Genomic DNA, 19,131 nt, shown 5'->3' on the forward strand with positions numbered 1-19,131 from the left:
CCACGGCCCGGCTCGAGCGCTGGCGGGCCGCGGTCGCCCTGCCCGCGGGCCCGGACGCCACCGGGGTGCTCGACGCCGTCCGGGAACGCCTTGCCGACGACCTGGACGCCCCCGGCGCTCTGAACGCCGTCGATGCCTGGGCGGACGCCGCCCTGGCCGGGGCCGCCGCGGTCGACGGCGTTGCTGTTGGTTTCGAACCTGTTACCGAAATGCGCCCATCTGGTGGTGCCGATGCAGGTGAGGTCTCGTTCTCTTGGCCTTCTGGTGACGTGGCGGGCGTTGGGAGGGAGGCGCCCGCGCTGGTCTCCCGACTGGTTGACACACTGCTCGGTGTAGACCTTGAACCCGTCCGACCTACAGGGAGCTGAGGGATGGGGTCGCACCACCGCAGGACCGGTCCCGGATCCGCCGATGAGCGGCCCGCCTTCGACGAGGTCGCCCACGGCTACGACCAGCGCCAGGTGGACGACTACCTGCTCACCCTGTGGCGGTACGCAAGTTCCGTGACCTCCCGCGCCGCCGCCGCCGAAGCCGCCCTGCGGCACGAACAGGAACGCGGCGCCGCCGGGGGAACGGCTGGCGGTCCCCACGGGGCCGCGAGCGCCGGTGCCGGAGCTTCCGGTGGAGTCGAAGCGGAGGGACCGTCGGCCGGCAGCCGGATCGGTCAGATGCTCGCGATCGCCCAGCAGGAGGCCGAAGAGATCATCGACGGCGCCCGCCGGATCGCCGAGTCCGCCCTCGAAGAGGTCATCGAGGATGCCGGAGCCAACCACCCGATCGTCCGCGAGGCCCGCGAACAGGCCGAGAAACTGCTGCTCGACGCGGTCGAGGAAAGCCGGCGGATCGCTCACACCCGCCACCTCGAACTGCAGGAACAGATCGCCCGCGCCACCACCACCCTCGAGCTGCTGCGCCACCAGCAGGGCGAGATCGTCGGAGCGGTCCTACGGCTGCGCGCCGTGCTCGGCTCGGACGAGGTCGACCGGGCAGTCACCGATCTTGCCCGTGCCGGCTCCACCTCACCGCCCGGCGCTTCCCCGCCTGGCACTTCCCCGCCCGGGACGTCACCCTCCGGGACGTCACCCTCCGGCGGGGCCAGCCCCGATGGCGGCTTCGCAGGCTCGTCGGCCTCCGGTTCCTCGGCCTCCGGCCCGTCCACGGGCGGGTTCTCGGACTCCGGCTCCGCCGGCGACGTGTCCGTCCCGTCTGCCGCGGCCGACCCGGCACCGGCCGACTCCGGCTCGTCCACGGCAGGTCCGTCAGCAGCTGGCCAGGCGGCAGCCGGTGCGTCGGGGTCGTGGCCCGTCTCGTCCCCATCGGAGGCAGGCCCGGCGGACGAGCCGAGCAGCTACTCCGATGTGACCTTCGGTCCGGGCGGTACGGCCACGGCTGACCCGAACGGTCGCCCGTTCGGCAGCGGCCCCGCGGCCGGCGGCTGGGCCGCCGCCGCCGCAACGGCAGCGACCGGGAGAGCGACGACCACAACGGCGACAGCCGGCGACGGCTACTCCTATGGCACCGCCGGGGGCCGGTTCACCGCGGGGTCGGCCCGACCGTTCGTCCCCCGGACCCACGAGACGACCGCGGCGACCGGCCAGTCCGCCTGGGCCACTGCCGGCTTCGGCCGCCGTCCACCGGGACGCCACCGTCTCACCGACCCCACCGACGCAGGTCCCACCGACGCCAGCGCCACCAGCCCCGGCCCCCTGCCGACCGGCGCCGGCCACGCCGAATCCGGCCACGCCGACGCTGGCATGGCTGACCCGGTCACCGGGACGGCGGCGCGTCCGGGCAGCACAGCTACGACCAGCGTCCGCTACCGCCGCGGCGCCGACGAGGAGATCGTCGACGCGGAGATCGTAGAGGAGTAACGCCGGCGCCCGGCGACCTACTGGCCGCGGCGGCGCAGGTACCGCTCGAACTCGCGGGCGATCGCGTCGCCGCTGGCCTCCGGCAGCGCCGTCTCCGGCTCGCGCGACTCCAACGACCGGACGTACTCGGCGACCTCCGTGTCACCGGCGGCGAGCTCATCGACCTGACGCTCCCACGCCTTCGCCCGATCGGGCAGGTCCCCGAGCGGAATCTCGATATCGAGCAGATCCTCCACCCGGCGCAGCAACGCGAGCGTCGCCTTCGGGCAGGGCGGGTTGGCCACGTAGTGCGGCACCGCCGCCCAGAACGACACCGATGCGAGCTCGGCGCGTGCGCAGGCCTCCCCGAACACCCCGACGATGCCCGTCGGCCCCTCGTACCGGGACGGTTCCAGCCCGAGCCGCGCGGCGGTGGCCGCATCCCCGGCGGTGCCGCTGATCGGCACCGGGCGGGTGTGCGGCGAGTCAGCCAGCAGTGCCCCCAGCGAGATCACCATGTCACTGCCGAGCGCGTGCACCGCCTCGATGAGCTCATCGGTGAAACCGCGCCAGCGCATGTTCGGCTCGAGGCCACGGATGAGCACCAGGTCCGTCTCGGACTTGGGCGGCCGGGCCACCGACAGCCGGGTCGTCGGCCAGGTGATTTTCCTGGACGCCCCGTCAGTGCCACTCACCGTCGGCCGGTTGACCTGGAAATCGTAGTAGTCGTCCGGGTCGATCGCGCCGATCACCCGAGCCTTGAACGCCGTCTCCAGATGCTCGACGGCCGCGGACGACGCGTCGGCAGCGTCGTTCCATCCCTCGAAGGCGGCTACCACTACCGGCGACCGCAGCTGGCCGACGCCGGAGAACTCGATCACCTACCACCTCCTGCCGCCCAGCGGCGGCCCACTGCCCCCGTGACAGTGCAACGGTACGTCCTCACGCAGACGTCTCCTGCCCCGAGCCGACATCCGGTGACGTCAGCCCGCTTCGCAATCGGTGGGAATCCCCTACCCACGGGTACCCACCGCGGTACCAGTCTGCCGGTGTACTCGTGGGAACGCCCTTCCTCGGTCTGCTGACGGTCAGCTGACGCCACACAACTGCCTTGGTGTCACGTTCTGCGACCGACCTGGAGCGCCGTGCTCCAGCAATGCCGGACGGTGCCGGACCTACCGGGCTCACGTCCCGGATCGTTCCGCTGGCAGCACCGTATCGGCTCCGGACGGATACCCGCCGCCGCGGGATCGTGAACAGTTCCGCGGACCGCTGTCCGAGTCACGACACCCGGTGTGGGACAGACCGCACTGACCGGGTGTGGGGCGCTGCGACGCGGTCCGGCAGCATACGAGCTTGGACGGTTCACCTCACCGGCAAGCTTGGGCAGGAGCGAACGTGGGTAGCCTGGCGGCGGTCTTCTTCGACATGGACGGTCTGCTCGTTGACTCCGAGCCGATCTGGACCGTCGCCGAGCACGAGGCGGCCGCGCGGTTGGGTGGCATCTTCACCCCCGCGATGAAGCGGGCCATGATCGGCCATGGCATCGACACCGCGGTCCCCATCATGGTCTCGATGCTCGGCCAGCCACTGTCCGTTGTCGAGGACACCGCCCAGTTCCTCCTGCGCCGCTCCGCGGAGCTGTTCCGCGAACCCGGTGTCATCGTCGCCCAGCCCGGCGCCCTGGAACTGCTCACCGCCCTGCACGACCGTGGTGTGCCCACCGCTCTGGTCTCCTCGTCCTTCCGCAACCTGATGGACCCCGTCCTCGAGGTCATCGGCCGCGACCTGTTCACAGTCACCGTCGCGGGCGACGAGGTGCACCGCCGCAAGCCCGACCCCGAGCCCTACCTGACCGCCGCCCGCCAGCTCGGCGTGGACCCCCTGGCCTGCGTCGTCCTCGAGGACAGCCGGTCCGGCGCCACCGCCGGCATCGCCGCCGGCTGCGCCACCATCATGGTCCCCTCCATGCCCCCCCAGGACGACCCGCTCACCTCGCCCCCCACTCCGGCCGCTGATCCCGCCACGGTCCACCACCCGGCGGCCGCCCCGGGCCTCGCCGACCTGCCGGAGGTCGCCCACCTGCGCGACCAGCTCGCCGCCCTCGTCGCGAGCCTGCACGCCCTCGATCCCGACCGCCTCGAGACCATCCTCGCCGCCCACCGCACCCGCTCCCGTACTCACCCCTGACCTCCGCGCCGGTCGGCTCCTCCACCGCTGCCCTCCTTCGGCCTGTCCATCCCGCTCCTGCGTCCTGCCGATGCGGTCACAGTGTCCGGAACGTGAATGGCGGGCAGGGCAGACGCCGGGGAGCTCGCAGAGCATGTCGAACCTGCTCGACCACCGACTGCGGCCGGTGCAGCAGATCGGCCCAGGTGAACCGCAGCACCACCCATCCGAGAGCCATCAGGTCGTTCTGCCGGGTGCGGTCCCGGAACAGTGCCTGCGGCTGCTCGTGCACCACCGCCCCGTCCACCTCCACCGCCACCAGCCTGCTCGGCCACGCCAGATCAATCCGGGCCAGCACCTTCTGCTGCTCGCGTGGATGCCAGTCGCCGCCCAGGGACGGCCCCTCGCTTCTCACCGGAGCGGCGCAGCTGTGTGCCTGCGCCCAGTCATCCGAAAAGCCCGCCCCGAGTCCACCCGCCCCGACTCCTTCGGGTATCCGCGCCGACATCGGATCGCTTCTCCAGACCGGCCACTGCAACGCCTCGGGCACAAGGCCCGCATCCAGGAGCAGAAGCCGCAACCACGTCTCCAAGGGTGACTCCGCGCGCCCATCAACCAGCGCGAACCAGCCATACCGCTCGGCCATGCCCTTGCGCCCCACGGCAGCGTCGATGACCGGATCGAGCTCAGCGATCCGCCCGTGACGCAGGGCGGCATCCAGCAACCCGACGGCCGTCACCCGGTCACTGGTCCTGACGAGATCGACGAGAGTGCGGATCACCCCGGTCGCCGGAATGCCGTGGACGCTCTCCAACTCGTCCGGCCGCCAGGTACCACGATGGCGGACCAGCCCCCTGATGTCACCGGACCCATGGGCATCGAGCGGCACCAGCACATGCACCGGATGGACATGCACCGGATTGCTCTTCTGGCTCGGCTGGTCGGCAGCCCCGCGACCGCTGGCCGAGGCGGTGGTGTGCCGCCCAGCTGTCCGTCCGGGCCCGGACGGCCCGAGCTGACGGGATGAGCCTGGCGAGGGCGAGCGCGGCAGGCCCGGCAACATCAGCAGGTCAGCCGCGGTAGGGCCGCAGATCACCGCGTCGGGTCTACCCACCAACGCAGCTCGGGCCGGCCCCCGCACCGGATGGGCGCCGGGAAGCAGCACCGTACCGCGGCACGGCGTCGCCCAGCCATGCTCTCGCGTCATGCGTTCGAACTGCCAGCGAGTGATTCCCGCAGCGCGCACCTGCGGCCAGGTGAGCATGCCGTCCTGCCGACGCGAGAGGCGTCGCAGCTCGGTGGGAAGGTCGACGGACTTCACCTGCTCCACGGTGGACCGCCGACGGGCGCACGACCACTTTCTTCGGAAATCTGTGGACGACCCCGCCCCTGTGGAAAACTCGCTGGCGTTGCCTCCGTCCTTTCCCCGTTCCCATGCGCCACCGGCGTCCTGTCCCGACCAGTCGCCATCCGAGCGCGGCGGGCCACATGTGGAGGGTTGTTCGGGTTTTCCGGGGGTCATTCCTTGAATAACCCTCCACATGTCGGCGGAACGCCGGTTTCCTTGGCCCTGTGCACCGTTGCCGTTGCCGTTGCCGCGTGTAGAGGTGTGTCGCGACGTGTGATGTGGCTGCCGGAGTGGCTGTCCGGGAACGGAATTCAGGGTAGAGGGATCCACATGTGGAGGGTTGTTCGGGTTTTCCGGGGGTCATTCCTTGAATAACCCTCCACATCTGGGAGGATGGAACAGCGCTCTTGGCGAAGTGGTCGAAGGCGGGGACTCGGCTGTAGGCCTGGCACAGTTGTGGGATCAAAAGAAAGAAAAGTCCGAGTTTCCCACAGTAGCTGGCCAGGGCGAAGTGGATGGTCGACGGTCAGGCGGTGGAGATGGCGCGTAGGACGTCCATGCGGGCGGCGCGGCGGGCGGGGAAGACGGCGGCGAGGATGCCGAGCAGGACACCGATGACGATGACGATGACGATGGTGAACGCGGGATAGGCGAAGGTGCTGATGCCCTGGCTGGCCAGGGCCTGGGTGAGTGCCCAGCCGAAGACGCTGCCGACGGCGACTCCGAGTACGGCACCGAACACCGAAATGATGGTCGACTCCATGACGACCATGGCCCGCATCTGAGCTCGGGACATGCCGACGGCCCGGAGCAGGCCGATTTCCCGGGTTCGTTCGATCACGGACAGGGCGAGGGTGTTGACGATGCCGAACAGGGCGATGATGACAGCCAGGGCCAGCAGAACGTAGATGAAGCCAAGCAGCTGATCGACCTGTTTCTCCTGCTGGGCGACGAACTCGGACTGGTCGCGGACCTCGACCGTGGCATAGGGCTTGACGACTGCGTCGATGGTGGCACGCACCGCGGCCGGGTCGGCACCGTCGGCCCGTTTGACCAGGACGAACAGGTCGAGGTCCTGGGTGGTGTGCCGGGCGTACTGGCCAGTGGAAACGATCCAGGAGCCGGCGACCTGGCTTTTCTTGTAGATGCCGGCGACGGTGAGCTTTTCGGCACCGTCGGGATAGGTGACGGTCACGCTCTGGCCGACGGTGAGGTGGCGGTCGGTGGCGGTCGGCTCGTCCACGAGCAGGGTGTGGTCGGTGAGGCCCTGCAGGTTGCCGTCCACCTTCTTGATGGCGAGAACCTGGAGCACGCCGGTGGGGTCGCCGGCGAGCAGCTGGACGGCGCGCCCGTCGACCTTTGCCAGACCGCCACGCAGACCGGTGGCGACGCCGACGCCGGGACGGCTCGCCAGGTCGCGGGCGACCTGGCCGCTGAAGCCGGTGCCGAAGCCCTTCGCGGTGAGGTAGTAATCGGCGCCGAGGCTGTTGTTCACCGTGGTGCGCACAGATTCCTTGATGGACTGGCCGAGAATCGCGAACGCGCTGACGAGTGCCAGCCCGATCATGAGGGCGGAGGCGGTGGACGAGGTGCGGCGCGGATTGCGCATCGCGTTCTGCTGGCCGAGGTGCCCGGTGGTGCCGAACACGGCAACGAACGGACGGCCCAGGACCCGGATCACCGGGACGGACAGCAGCGGCGACAGGGTCGCCACGCCGAGGAAGATCGCTGCCGCACCGGCGCCGACGGCCCCGGCCGCCGACTTGCCCGACGAGGCGGTACCCACCGCGAGCAGCAGCACGCCGAGCCCGGCCAGCACCATGCCCGCGATCGCCCGCAGCCGCAGGGAACGGGCGGGCAGCACGTAGGTCTCCCGCATCGCCGCGACCGGCGGAACCGACGCGGCCTTGCGCGCCGGCACGAACGCCGCCACCGAAGTGATCACAATGCCGACGGCGTAGGCGATGATGATCGTGCGGGGCTCGAAGACCAGCGACCCGCTGGGCAGCTCCACCCCGAAGGCGCCGACGGCAGCCCGCAGCAGTACCGCGAGCCCCGCGCCGCAGGCGAGACCAACCGTCGCCCCGGCCGCGCCGACCAGAGCCGCCTCCATCTGCAGGGACACCTGGACCTGACGCCGGCTCGCCCCGATGGCCCGCAGCAACGCCAGCTCCCGCACCCGCTGGGCGACGAGCATCGTGAAGGTGTTGAAGATGATGAACGCCCCGACGAACACCGAGATCGCGGCGAAGACCAGCAGGAACGTGGAGAAGCCGCCGATCGCCTGCTGGATGGCGCTGGCGTTCTCGTCGGCGAGCTGCTTGCCGGTGATGGCCTGGACACCCGTGGGCAGCGTCGCGGCGACCCGCGCCCGCAGCGTCTCCTGGCCGATCCCGGGTGCCGCGGCGAGATACACGGAGCTGAACTGGTTCGGTGCGAGCAGCACCCGCTGCGCGGTGGCGGTGTCGAACGCGGTCACCGACGCGCCACCGAGGCTGTCCTGGCCGCCGATCGAGAAGGTGCCGACCAGGGTGTACGTCGCGGGGGCGCCCTTGGTCTGCACCTGGATCCGCGCGCCGAGCGCCAGGTGCATCGAGCGGACGGTGGCCCGATCCACCACGATCTCGCCGGTCCTCGGCGCGCGTCCCCGCACGATCGCCTGCGCGGACGTCGGCTCGCCGCCGGTCCAGTTCGAGCCGATCCCCGGCGGCCCGTTGTTGCCGGCAGGCTTGCCGGTGCGCGGATCGATCAGTACGGCCTGGCCCTGGATGGCGCCGACCGCGGCCCGCACTCCGTCCACTTTGGCCAGGGTCGGCACGATCGAGGCGGGCAGCGGCGGGCGCCCGGCGTCACTGGCCGCGTCAATCTGGTTGACGGCCCGGACGGAAACGCTGACGTTCTTGTCGATACTGGAGAACAGGCTGTCGAAGGTCTTGTTCAGCGTGTCGGTGAGAACCAGTGTGCCGGTGACGAAACTCACCCCGGCGACGACCGCCAGCAGGGACAGTGCCAGCCGCGTCTTGCGGGCCAGCAGGCTCTTGAAGGTGGCGCGCAGCATCGACTCAGGCCCACCCGGCGGTCTGCGATCCGCCGGAACGACGTCGACGCTGTCCCGTATCCCGGTAGAGCTCGCCGACCTCACCGGGCGGCCCGTCCACGCCGCCCTGGCTGTCCGCGCTCCGTCGATCGTCCGCGCCCCGTCGATCGACCACACCGCCCGGGTCGTCCGCGCCGCGTTCGGAGACGTATCCGCGGGCGTGGTCATCGGGCGAGTAGTTCCCCGGTGGGCCACCCGCGGTGTACCGCGCGTCCGGCGCGGCGAACCGTTGACCCGGCTCGGGGTATCGCGGCTCCGGATCGCCGTATCGCTGCCCCGGCTCGGTGTACCTGGGGTCCGGTCCGGCGGACCGCGGGCTTCGCTCGGCGTGCCGCTGGTCCGGGTAAGGGAGGTAGCCGCCCGTGTTGTCACCTTCGATGTAGCCGTCCGGGCCAGGCCGGTAACTCTCGGGAGCCGCACCGAAGCCGGCATCCCACGCCGACGGGTACCCGCCCGTGGGCGGGGTGCTATACCCGCCCGTGGGCGGGTTGTCGTAGCTGCCGCTGGGCGGGCCGCCGTACCCGCCGCCGGGTGAAGCGCCGTACCCGCCGCCGGGCGAGGCGCCGTATCCGCCGGTGGACGGATCGCCGTACCCGCCCGTGCCCGGGGTCCCGTACCCGCCCGTTGGATAGCCGCCCGTGGTCGGGTCGTAGGCCTGCGGGTCGGTGGGGTGGCCTACAGGCTCGGGCCACGAGCCCGCAGGCGCCCCGCGGTAGCCGGCGGGCTCGGCGCCGTAGGACTCGGCGGCACGGCCGTACCCGTCGCCTGGACGGCGGTCATACCCGTCCGCCTCCCGGGCGCCACCACGATCGCCGTAGCCACCGTCGGTGCCGCGATCTGCACGGCCGTCGTCGGTGCCGTGATCGCCGTAACCCGCCTCGGTGGGACGGGTGCCGGGGCCACGGCCGTCCCGGACGACGGCGCGTCGGCCCGGCCTTTCGGCCCTGCGGACCCCTCCGGTGGACGGATTCGGGACGTGTCCGGGCGGGTTCGGCCCGTAGTCGGCGGCGGCGTTGCTGTAGGCGTCGTCGGCGGGAGCGTATTCGTGTTCGTCCGTCGAGGGGCCCGGGATCAGACCGCGCTGGGCCGCGTCGAGGTGTTTCATCCGGTCAAGCACCTCGTCGGCGGTGGGCCGCTGCAGCGAGTCGACGAGCCGGCCGTCCGCGAGGAAGATCACCTCGTCGGAGTAGGAGGCGGCGGTCGCATCGTGGGTGACCATCACGATGGTCTGGCCGAGCTCGGTCACCGAGTCACGCAGAAACCCCAGCACCTCGGCGCCGGAGCGGGAGTCGAGGTTACCGGTCGGCTCGTCGGCGAAGATGATCTCGGGCTTGGTGACGAGGGCCCGGGCACAGGCGACCCGTTGCTGCTGGCCGCCGGACAGCTCGGTCGGACGGTGCGCCAGCCGCGGGGCGAGCCCCACCGCATCGACCACCGTGCGCATCCACTCCCGGTCGGGGGATCGACCGGCGATGCTCAGCGGCAGGGTGATGTTCTCCTGCGCGGTCAGCGTCGGCAGCAGGTTGAACTGCTGGAAGATGAACCCGATCCGGTCCCGCCGCAGCCGGGTGAGCTCCTTGTCGGACAGCCGGGACAGATCGACATCGCCGATGAACACCCGGCCGCGGGTGATCGTGTCCAGCCCGGCCAGGCAGTGCATCAGCGTGGACTTACCCGACCCGGACGGACCCATGATCGCGGTGAACCGGCCACGCGGGAAGCCGATGTCGATGCCCCGCAGCGCGGTGACGATCGTGTCCCCGGAGCCGTAGACCTTGGTCAGCTGGCTGGCGCGGGCCGCCGCGACCGGTGTTCCACCCGTCTCGGTGGGGCGCTGCTGGCCGCCGCCGGCGGGACCACCACCCCGAGGGCCGCCGCCGCGAGAATCGCTGACGCCTCGAGAGCCACCGCCGTCACGGGGGCCGTCCGCGGGAGCGGCGCCCTCATCTCCGCCGCGGCGGCGCCCGGCTGTGGAGCCATGGCTCGTTCCCGTGTCCCGCCTCCCGCCGGGGGATGCTCCGGTGCGTCGGGCCATCGTAGGGTCCTCCTCGCGCGTCGCCGCCTGTGCGGGACGGAGTTCACCGCGGCCACCGCGGCCGGGGAGCATGCCATCGTCCTATGTACGTCGTTGACCCTCGGATGGCCGCAGCGAGATCTTCCCGGCGGGCCCGGCCCGTCCGGGTGCGGCGGGCAACCGGGTAGTCATCGCCCGACCTCCAACGAACCAGCGGCGATCAACGTCTCCGGCGATCACCATCTCCGACGGTCACCGTACCGTCGCCGTCCGGTCTGCCTTCCAGCGTCCTGCGTGCTCGCCGCGCCACGACCGGCTGACCGCACATACCCGGCGGTGCGACCGAGACCGGTCACCACCGCGTGGGCGACACCTGCCCGGATCACCCCTCGGCCTCGCAGACCGGCGGGGCGCCGTCGTCGAGACCGGCCGCGGCCTGCGGCGACGGCAGCGGCGGCGGGGTGCCACCGAACGCCGGACACCGCGACTGGTGATCGCACCAGGAGCACAGCCGACTGGGCGTGGCCCGCCAGTCGCCCGTGCGGTGGGCCCGCTCGATCGCCGCCCACAACGCCGTGATCCGCCGTTCGGTGGAGCGCAGATCGGCCTCGTCCGGCGAGGCGCGCAGCCAGGTGCGGTCACCCAGGTAGTACAGGCGCAGCTCGCGGGGGATCACCCCGCGCACCCGCCACAGCAGCAGCGCGTAGAAGCGCATCTGGAACATCGCCGACGCCTCGAACGCCGGGCCCGGGGAGCGGCCCGTCTTGTAGTCGACCACGCGCAGCGCCACGCCCTGCGCCGTGGTCGCCGCATCAAGCCGGTCGACATACCCGCGCAGCCGCAGACCCGACTCCAGCACATGCTCGACGTACAGCTCCCGGGCGGCGGGGGCGAGCCGGGTGGGATCCTCCAGCGCGAAGTAGCCGTCGAGCAGATCGCGCGCCGAATCCAGCCAGGTGGCCAGCGCCTCGGCACCGTCGAACAGCTCCTCGACCGCCGGCTCCCGGGCCCGTAGCTGCACATAGGCCGGCTCCACCAGCGCCCGGGCAGCCGACAGCGTGCGCTCCGGCGACGGGAGATCGAAAAGCCGCTCCAGCACCGTGTGCACGAGCGTTCCCCGGCTCGCCGCGGCACTCGGCGGCTCGGGCAGCCGGTCGACGACCCGGAACCGGTACCGCAACGGACAGCTGACGAAATCCGCCGCCCGCGACGGCGACAGCGACCCGATCAGCGGCCGGGAGCCGGATGGTGGGGTAGTCGTGGTCACGCCCCGACCCTAGATCCCGCCACCGACAGTTTGACGCGCCGCCTCCCGCTTCTCCCGCCCCCGCTGGTCACGAGCGTGCACAGGCCCGGCAGACGGGGCCGGATCCACTCCGTAGCATCGGATCCATGACGGACCAGCGCTCCCACGTCGGCTCGGATGCCCACGGCGGCCCGGGTGACGCCGGGCAGCCACCCGGGCAGCGCCCCGGGCATCCGGGGGGTGAGCGCCCGGCCGGTATGACACTGGGGCGCATCCGCGGCGTCCCGATCTTCGTCTCACCGTTCGCGCTGGTCTTCGCGGTGCTGGTCGCGTACCTGATGTCCGGCTCGATCCACGACCGGCTGCCGGCCGCGTCCGACAGCCAGGTGCTGGTGCTCTCCGCGGCGATCTCGGTCGGCTTCCTGGCGTCCCTGCTCGCCCACGAGCTCGGGCACGCCCTGGTCGCCCTGCGTCTGGGACACACCGTGCGCTCGGTGACGCTGCACGGCTTCGCCGGATTCACCGAGTACGAGCCCGAGCCGCGCGGCGCCGGGCGGATGTTCCTGATCACCTTCAGTGGCCCGGCGGCCAACGGGATCCTCGCCGGAGCCTGCTACCTGGGCCTGCTCGCCGTCTCCGGCGACTCCCACCTCGGCGTCGTGCTGCGCGACCTGGGCCTGGTCAACCTCACGCTGTTCGTGTTCAACCTCGCCCCCGGCCTGCCCCTGGACGGCGGGCGCATCGTCATGGCGGCCGTGTGGGCGGCCACCGGCGATCAGCTGCGCGGGCTGCGCGCCGGCGCGTACGGCGGGTTCGTCGTCGCCGCGGGGCTGGTCGTGTGGGGATCGATGCTGGGCGGCAGGGGCATCGGCCTGTTCTACACGTATGCTCTGGCGGGCTTCCTGGCGTTCGCGGCCTACCAGTCGCTGCGCGCCGCCCAGCTGCGCGGCCGGCTGCCCGGGTTGTCCGCCGGGCGGCTCGTGCGGCGCACCCTGCCCGTCGAGGGCGCGGTCCCGCTGGCCGAGGCACTGCGTCGCGCCCAGGAGGTCGGCGCCACCGCGGTCGCCGTCATCGGCCGCGACGGCGCCCCCCTGAAAATCATGAACGGCTCGGCGGTCGATGCGCTGCCCGAGCATCGGAGGCCGTGGATGAGCGTGGACGAGGTGAGCCGGGAGATCGGGCCCGGCATGGTGCTCGATGCCGATCTGGAAGGCGAACACCTGCTCGCCGCCGTCCAGCGGGTCCCGGCCTCGGAGTACCTCGTCACCCAGGCCGGCCGGCCGGTCGGCGTGCTCGCCATGGTCGATCTCGTCGCCCGGCTCGACCCGTCCGCCGCCGCCCGCATGGTGGCCCACCGATGAGCGTCTCCGCGCCCGAACCGACCGACCCACTGCCGTCCACGGTGGACGAGGACGACTCGACGCTGCGGCCGGGGCCGACGGGGGCATCGCATCGGCGTGGGCCATTCACCAAGGGCGACCGGGTCCAGCTCACCGACCCCAAGGGACGCAAGCACACGGTCGTGCTCGAGCCCGGCAAGCAGTTCCACACCCATCGGGGCGCCGTCGAGCACGACGCGCTGCTCGGCCGGCCCGAGGGCATCGTCGTCACCAGCACCGGTGGTACCGACTACCTGGCGTTGCGGCCGCTGCTCGTCGACTTCGTGCTGTCCATGCCCCGGGGGGCCACCGTCGTCTACCCCAAGGACGCCGGTCAGATCGTCACCTACGCGGACGTCTTCCCGGGCGCGCGGGTGCTGGAGGCCGGCGTCGGCTCGGGGGCGCTGTCCTGTTCCCTGCTGCGCGCCATCGGCGACGACGGACGGCTGGTGTCCTACGAACGGCGGGCCGACTTCGCCGACATCGCCCGGCGCAACATCGAGACGTTCTTCGGCGGCCCCCACCCGGCGCACACCATCCGCGTCGGTGACCTGGCCGAGACGTCCGAGCGCGACATCGACCGGGTCGTGCTCGACATGCTCGCGCCCTGGGACGTCGTGGACGCCGCCAGCGCCGCCCTGGTGCCCGGCGGCGTGGTCTGCGCCTACGTGGCGACCACCACGCAGCTCTCGCGCACCGTGGAGGCCCTGCGCGGCCACGGCACCTTCGCCGAGCCCGCCGCCTGGGAGACGATGCTGCGCGACTGGCACGTGGAGGGCCTCGCCGTGCGACCCGGGCACCGCATGGTCGGCCACACCGGCTTCCTGGTGACCGCCCGCCGCCTTGCCGACGGCGTCACCCCGCCGGTGCGCCGCCGCCGCCCCGCCAAGGGCTCGCTGCCCGACCCGGCGGACGTGGCCGCCACCACGGAACCGCCCGGGCCCGGTCCGCAGGCCGTCCCCGCCGAGCCGCCCGCCCCGCTGCCGTGATCGGGTCGCCGATCACGGCACCCGAGGCCAGGTAGCCGGTGATCCGTCCGCGCGAACCACGGTGCGTGACGGAGATCTCGGTGGCACGCGGGAGACTGGCGCCATAGCGGTCGCCGTGGGGGCGTTCATGGGCGATTCGCCCCCATGGCGACCCGTGCGGACGGATCATGCTCGGTGGGCTGTTGCTGAGTGTGGCGACGCGCGGGGTGCGGCGGGTGGCGGGGTCAGACCTCCTCGGCGGGGCCGCCGGCCTCCAGGGTGCCGTCGGCGCGTTCGACGTAGATGCACGTCCCGGGGCACTCGTCGGCGGCGCCCAGGACGGCGTCCACGACGGGCAGGGGGACGGGCACGCGCGCGCCGTCGAGCGTCTGGAGCTCGCCCGTGTCGTCCTTGACGTATGCCAGGCCGTCGACGTCGAACTCGAACACGCTCGGAGCAAGCTGGACGCACAGGCCGTCACCGGTGCAGGCGTTCTGGTCGACCCGCACGCGCAGGCCTGCCGAAACGCCCGACTTCGCTGGAGTTGCCACAGGGCTCCGATCTTCTGTCACCATGGCACCGTAACCCGCTGTTTACGGCAAAGCCGGGTCGTCCTTGCCCGACCGGCCTGCCGGCGGCGGTCACAACGGTAGTGTGGGTGCGTCCCGGTCAGCACGGGGGAGGTGGAGGCGCAGTGTCCGGTCCCCGTTCGGGCTCTGGCTCCGATGGGAGCACGGGTCGTCCAGGTGATGCCGAATCACGGCGGTCGGCGTACGAGAAGGAATCACACGAGCTCACGACGCAGGTCGCCTTCCTGGAAGAGGAAGTGGCCATGCTGCGGCGTAGGTTGTCCGAATCGCCCAGGCAGGTCAGGGTGCTGGAGGAACGGCTCGCGGAGGTCCAGGCGGAGCTGTCGTCTGCTTCAGGGCAGAACGACAGACTCGTCGCGACTCTGCGCGAGGCGCGCGACCAGATCGTCACCCTGAAAGAGGAGGTCGACAGACTCGCGCAGCCGCCCAGCGGCTACGGGGTCTTCGTCTCCGGCTACGACGACGGTACCGTCGACGTGTTCACCCAGGGCAGAAAGCTCCGGGTGACAGTGTCGCCGAGTGTCGTCATCGAAGCTCTCGAGCCTGGCCAGGAGGTCATGCTCAACGAGGCCCTCAACGTGGTCGAGGCGCGCTCGTTCGAGCGGCAGGGCGAGATCGTCCTGCTCAAGGAGGTCCTCGAGGGCGGTGATCGAGCGCTGGTGCTCGGTCACACCGACGAGGAGCGCGTTGTCATGCTGGCCCAGCCGCTGCTGTCCGGGCCGATCCGCGCGGGCGACTCGCTGCTCATCGAACCCCGCTCCGGGTACGCCTTCGAGCGCATTCCCAAGTCCGAGGTCGAGGAGCTGGTCCTCGAAGAGGTCCCGGACATCGGTTACGAGCAGATCGGTGGGCTCAAGAGCCAGATCGAGTCGATCCGGGACTCGGTCGAGCTGCCGTTCCTCTACAAGGATCTCTACAAGGAGCATCAGCTCAGGCCACCGAAGGGCGTGCTGTTGTACGGCCCGCCCGGCTGTGGCAAGACGCTGATCGCCAAGGCGGTCGCCAACTCGCTGGCCAAGAAGGTCGAAGCGGCGACCGGCCAGGGTTCCGGGCGGGCGTTCTTCCTCAACATCAAGGGCCCGGAGCTGCTCAACAAGTTCGTCGGCGAGACCGAGCGGCAGATCCGGCTGGTGTTCCAGCGGGCGCGCGAGAAGGCGTCCGAGGGGATGCCGGTGATCGTGTTCTTCGATGAGATGGACTCGATCTTCCGGACCCGTGGCTCGGGTGTGTCCTCGGACGTGGAGAACACGATCGTTCCGCAGCTGCTCAGCGAGATCGACGGCGTCGAGCAGCTCGAGAACGTCATCGTGATCGGCGCGTCCAACCGCGAGGACATGATCGACCCGGCGATCCTGCGGCCCGGCCGGCTCGACGTCAAGATCAAGGTGGAGCGCCCCGACGCCGAGGCGGCACGCGACATCTTCGCCAAGTACGTCGTGACCAGCCTGCCGTTGTACCCGGACGATCTCGCCGAGTTCGATGGCAACCGTGAGGCCACCGTCGCGGCGATGATCCAACGGGTCGTCGAGCGGATGTACGCCGAGACGGAGGAGAACCGCTTCCTCGAGGTGACCTACGCCAACGGCGACAAGGAGGTCCTGTACTTCAAGGACTTCAACTCCGGTGCCATGATCGAGAACATCGTGGCCCGGGCCAAGAAGATGTCGGTCAAGGAGCACATCGAAGGCGGCAAGAAGGGCCTGCGCATGCAGTACCTGCTCGCCGCCTGTCTGGACGAGTTCAAGGAGAACGAGGACCTCCCGAACACGACCAACCCGGACGACTGGGCCCGGATCTCCGGCAAGAAGGGTGAGCGGATCGTCTACATCCGCACGCTCGTCACCGGTACCAAGGGCACTGAGGCCGGCCGCTCCATCGACACGGTCGCCAACACCGGCCAGTACCTCTAGGACGTCCTGGAAGTACCGGTCACCACGCCGAGTCCCTTGCCGGGGCCTCGGGGATCAGCACGGCGCGGGGCCTGCCCACGGGGCCGTGACCGCCCATCCCGGGTGGTCGCCATCCGTGGGCAGGCCCTTGCCGTTTCCGAGCTCACCGTCCGCGGCTGCGGCGACGTTATGTCTGTTCAGTCGGATGTCTGTGCGGCTGGACCTCGCGCTGTCTCCTGTACAGGGCTACGCGTCCGTTTTGCCCCTACGGAGCAGACGGCGGCCGGCTCGGCCGTGCACCGGCGCCGGACGGCGGCTGCGTGCCGGGCCTGGCCGGGCCGGGCCGGGCCGACGATCGCTTCGGGTGACTGGTGCACGTGCGGACGTGTCGGATCGGCGTGTTCGGCGTGCACGAAAGTGCGGGGGAGGGCAGGGGGATACGCGGGGCGGCGCGTGAGCGGATGCGAGCGGACGGTGGCGGAGCTGATCCTGGCGGCGCCGCGGGCAGCGGGGTGGACCGCCCAGAACAAACAAGCGCGACGTCCGGCTAACCGATGGGCCGCGCAGGACCTACGCTTGCAGGGTGAGCGCGCGCCGGATCATGGGGATCGAGACCGAGTACGGAGTGTCGGTGCCCGGTCAGCCGAACACCAATCAGATGTTGGCCTCGTCGTTGGTGGTGAACTCCTACGCCAACCGGGCCTCGTCCACGGGCAGTCGCGCCCGGTGGGACTTCGAGGAGGAGTCGCCACTGCGGGACGCCCGCGGCTTCGAGCTGCCGCGGGAGCCGGTCGTGGACCCGAGCGCGCCGGCCAACGAGGACGACCTGGGCCTGGCCAACGTCATCCTGACGAACGGGGCCCGACTGTACGTCGACCATGCGCATCCGGAGTTCTCCGCGCCGGAGGTCACCAACCCGCGGGACGCGGTGCTGTGGGACAAGGCCGGCGAGCGGGTGATGGCCGAGGCGGCCCGTCGCGCGCTGACGGTGCCGGGGACGCGTCCGGTGCACCTGTACAAGAACAACACCGACAACAAGGGCGTCTCCTACGGCTGTCACGAGAACTACCTGATGGCGCGGTCCACGCCGTTCGGAGAGATCGTGCGCCATCTCACGCCGTTCTTCGTCTCCCGGCAGGTGGTGTGCGGGGCGGGGCGGGTCGGCATCGGGGTGGACGGGCGGGAGTCCGGGTTCCAGATCAGCCAGCGGGCGGACTTCTTCGAGGTCGAGGTCGGCCTGGAGACGACGCTGAAGCGGCCGATCATCAACACCCGGGACGAGCCGCACGCCGACCCGGAGAAGTACCGTCGGCTGCACGTGATCATCGGCGACGCGAACATGAGCGAGGTCGCCACCTATCTGAAGGCGGGGACGACCTCGCTGGTCCTGTCGATGATCGAGGACGGCTGGTTCAGCGTCGACCTGTCGGTGGATGCGCCGGTGGCGACGCTGCGCGCGATCTCTCATGACCCGAGCCTGACCCATCTGCTGACCCTGAACGACGGGCGGCGGATGACCGCCGTGCAGTTGCAGATGGAGTACTACGAGCAGGCCCGCAAGTACGTCCAGAACCGGTACGGGGCCGATGTCGACCCGCAGACCGCCGACGTGCTGGCTCGCTGGGAGTCGGTGCTCGGCCGGCTCGAGGTCGACCCGATGAGCTGCGCCCGCGAGCTCGACTGGGTCGCGAAGCTGTCGATCCTGCAGGGCTACCGGTCCCGCGACGGCCTGCCCTGGGACTCGCCCCGCCTGGAGCTCGTCGACCTGCAGTACCACGATGTGCGGCCGGACCGCGGTCTGTACAACCGGCTGGTCGAGCGGGGTCGCTTCGACCGGATCGTCACCGAGGACCAGGTCACCCGGGCGATGACCGAGCCGCCGGAGGACACCCGGGCGTTCTTCCGTGGTCGCTGCCTGGCGCGCTACCCGCAGCAGGTGGCCGCCGCCTCCTGGGATTCGGTCATCTTCGACATCGGTCGGGACTCGTTGCAGCGCGTCCCGACGCTGGAGCCGCTGCGGGGCACGAAAGCGCACGTCGGGGAGCTGCTGGACCGCTGCGCCACCGCCGCCGAGCTCGTGGACGCCCTCGCCGGCCGCTGATGTCCGGGCTCGCGGGTTGCGCCCTGGGCGGACGGGGCCACGGGACGGCCGGATCGTGATGGAGTGGACCTCTCACCGACCCGACCGACAGTGTCGGTGGGGCGGGATAGTCTCACGCGAGGCGATCGAAGGAGGGCGTCATGGCCACCAGGGACAGTGACGGCGGGCAGCAGCATGCCAACCGGCGCGCGGATGAGGCTGACGAGGTCGCGACCGAGGACACCGCCGCCTCCGACCTCAAGGAGCGGCACGAGAAGCTCTCCGAGGATGTCGACTCGTTGCTCGACGAGATCGACGACGTCCTGGAGGAGAACGCCGAGGAGTTCGTGAAGGGCTACGTCCAGAAGGGCGGCGAGTGACCCACCGCGGCACGCGCTGACCGGCTGACCCGTCGGCCACCGACCCGCGCCGTAGGTCGCGCGGGCCGGTGGCCGGTGGGGTGGGGCCGGCCGGGTGGGTCGTCCAGCTCAGGACAGTCCC

Annotated in this window: 13 protein-coding genes and 1 pseudogene; 8 read left to right on the top strand and 6 right to left on the bottom strand. The window is 71.1% G+C overall.

Annotated features, from left to right (window positions below; translation table 11 throughout):
• A pseudogene (locus tag ND747_RS03815) lies at positions 1-368 on the top strand (hypothetical protein); the annotation flags it as partial.
• Positions 369-371: 3 nt separating this feature from the next.
• Entirely contained in the window at positions 372-1,871 is a 1,500-nt protein-coding gene (locus tag ND747_RS03820) for a DivIVA domain-containing protein (RefSeq protein ID WP_251731845.1), read from the top strand.
• 17 nt (positions 1,872-1,888) lie between these two features.
• Here the strand turns inward: ND747_RS03820 and ND747_RS03825 are convergent, their stop codons facing one another.
• Entirely contained in the window at positions 1,889-2,731 is an 843-nt protein-coding gene (locus ND747_RS03825; protein WP_251731846.1) for a PAC2 family protein, read from the bottom strand.
• Between the two features lie 517 nt (positions 2,732-3,248).
• Here ND747_RS03825 and ND747_RS03830 point away from each other — a divergent pair.
• Positions 3,249-4,040 (top strand): HAD family phosphatase, encoded by a 792-nt coding sequence (locus ND747_RS03830; RefSeq protein WP_251731848.1) that lies wholly within the window; start codon positions 3,249-3,251, stop codon positions 4,038-4,040.
• A 76-nt stretch (positions 4,041-4,116) separates the two neighbouring features.
• Here ND747_RS03830 and ND747_RS03835 read toward each other — a convergent pair whose 3' ends face one another.
• The 4 genes from ND747_RS03835 to ND747_RS03850 all read right to left on the bottom strand — a co-directional run bounded on the left by ND747_RS03835 (position 4,117) and on the right by ND747_RS03850 (position 11,745).
• Positions 4,117-5,340, bottom strand: coding sequence for an endonuclease domain-containing protein (locus tag ND747_RS03835; protein ID WP_251731849.1), 1,224 nt, complete (start codon positions 5,338-5,340; stop codon positions 4,117-4,119).
• Between the two features lie 553 nt (positions 5,341-5,893).
• Positions 5,894-8,425 (bottom strand): ABC transporter permease, encoded by a 2,532-nt coding sequence (locus ND747_RS03840; RefSeq protein ID WP_251731850.1) that lies wholly within the window; start codon positions 8,423-8,425, stop codon positions 5,894-5,896.
• 4 nt (positions 8,426-8,429) lie between these two features.
• On the bottom strand, positions 8,430-10,499 hold the full coding sequence (locus ND747_RS29160) for an ATP-binding cassette domain-containing protein (protein ID WP_285899941.1): 2,070 nt from the start codon (positions 10,497-10,499) through the stop codon (positions 8,430-8,432).
• A gap of 361 nt (positions 10,500-10,860) precedes the next feature.
• The gene (locus ND747_RS03850; protein ID WP_251731851.1) at positions 10,861-11,745 is read right to left on the bottom strand and encodes a PD-(D/E)XK nuclease family protein; all 885 of its coding nucleotides are present in this window, start codon (positions 11,743-11,745) and stop codon (positions 10,861-10,863) included.
• 125 nt (positions 11,746-11,870) lie between these two features.
• Between ND747_RS03850 and ND747_RS03855 the strand changes: the two genes are divergently transcribed.
• The gene (locus ND747_RS03855) at positions 11,871-13,085 is read left to right on the top strand and encodes a site-2 protease family protein (protein ID WP_251731852.1); all 1,215 of its coding nucleotides are present in this window, start codon (positions 11,871-11,873) and stop codon (positions 13,083-13,085) included.
• Positions 13,082-14,092 (top strand): tRNA (adenine-N1)-methyltransferase, encoded by a 1,011-nt coding sequence (locus tag ND747_RS03860; RefSeq protein WP_251731856.1) that lies wholly within the window; start codon positions 13,082-13,084, stop codon positions 14,090-14,092. The genes ND747_RS03855 and ND747_RS03860 overlap by 4 nt, the downstream gene beginning before the upstream one ends.
• Before the next feature lie 224 nt (positions 14,093-14,316).
• Here the strand turns inward: ND747_RS03860 and ND747_RS03865 are convergent, their stop codons facing one another.
• On the bottom strand, positions 14,317-14,646 hold the full coding sequence (locus tag ND747_RS03865; RefSeq protein ID WP_251731858.1) for a ferredoxin: 330 nt from the start codon (positions 14,644-14,646) through the stop codon (positions 14,317-14,319).
• A 119-nt stretch (positions 14,647-14,765) separates the two neighbouring features.
• Here ND747_RS03865 and arc point away from each other — a divergent pair, with 119 nt between their 5' ends.
• From arc to ND747_RS03880, 3 genes are all read left to right on the top strand, one after another.
• On the top strand, positions 14,766-16,571 hold the full coding sequence (arc, locus tag ND747_RS03870) for a proteasome ATPase (RefSeq protein ID WP_251731860.1): 1,806 nt from the start codon (positions 14,766-14,768) through the stop codon (positions 16,569-16,571).
• Positions 16,572-17,133: 562 nt separating this feature from the next.
• Positions 17,134-18,651, top strand: a complete 1,518-nt coding sequence (gene dop, locus ND747_RS03875) for a depupylase/deamidase Dop (protein ID WP_374216135.1) — start codon at positions 17,134-17,136, stop codon at positions 18,649-18,651.
• A gap of 140 nt (positions 18,652-18,791) precedes the next feature.
• Positions 18,792-19,010, top strand: coding sequence for a ubiquitin-like protein Pup (locus tag ND747_RS03880; protein WP_251731862.1), 219 nt, complete (start codon positions 18,792-18,794; stop codon positions 19,008-19,010).
• The last annotated feature ends 121 nt before the right edge of the window (positions 19,011-19,131 follow it).

The sequence above is a fragment of the Frankia sp. R82 genome, from assembly GCF_023716925.1.
GTDB lineage: Bacteria > Actinomycetota > Actinomycetes > Frankiales > Frankiaceae > Frankia.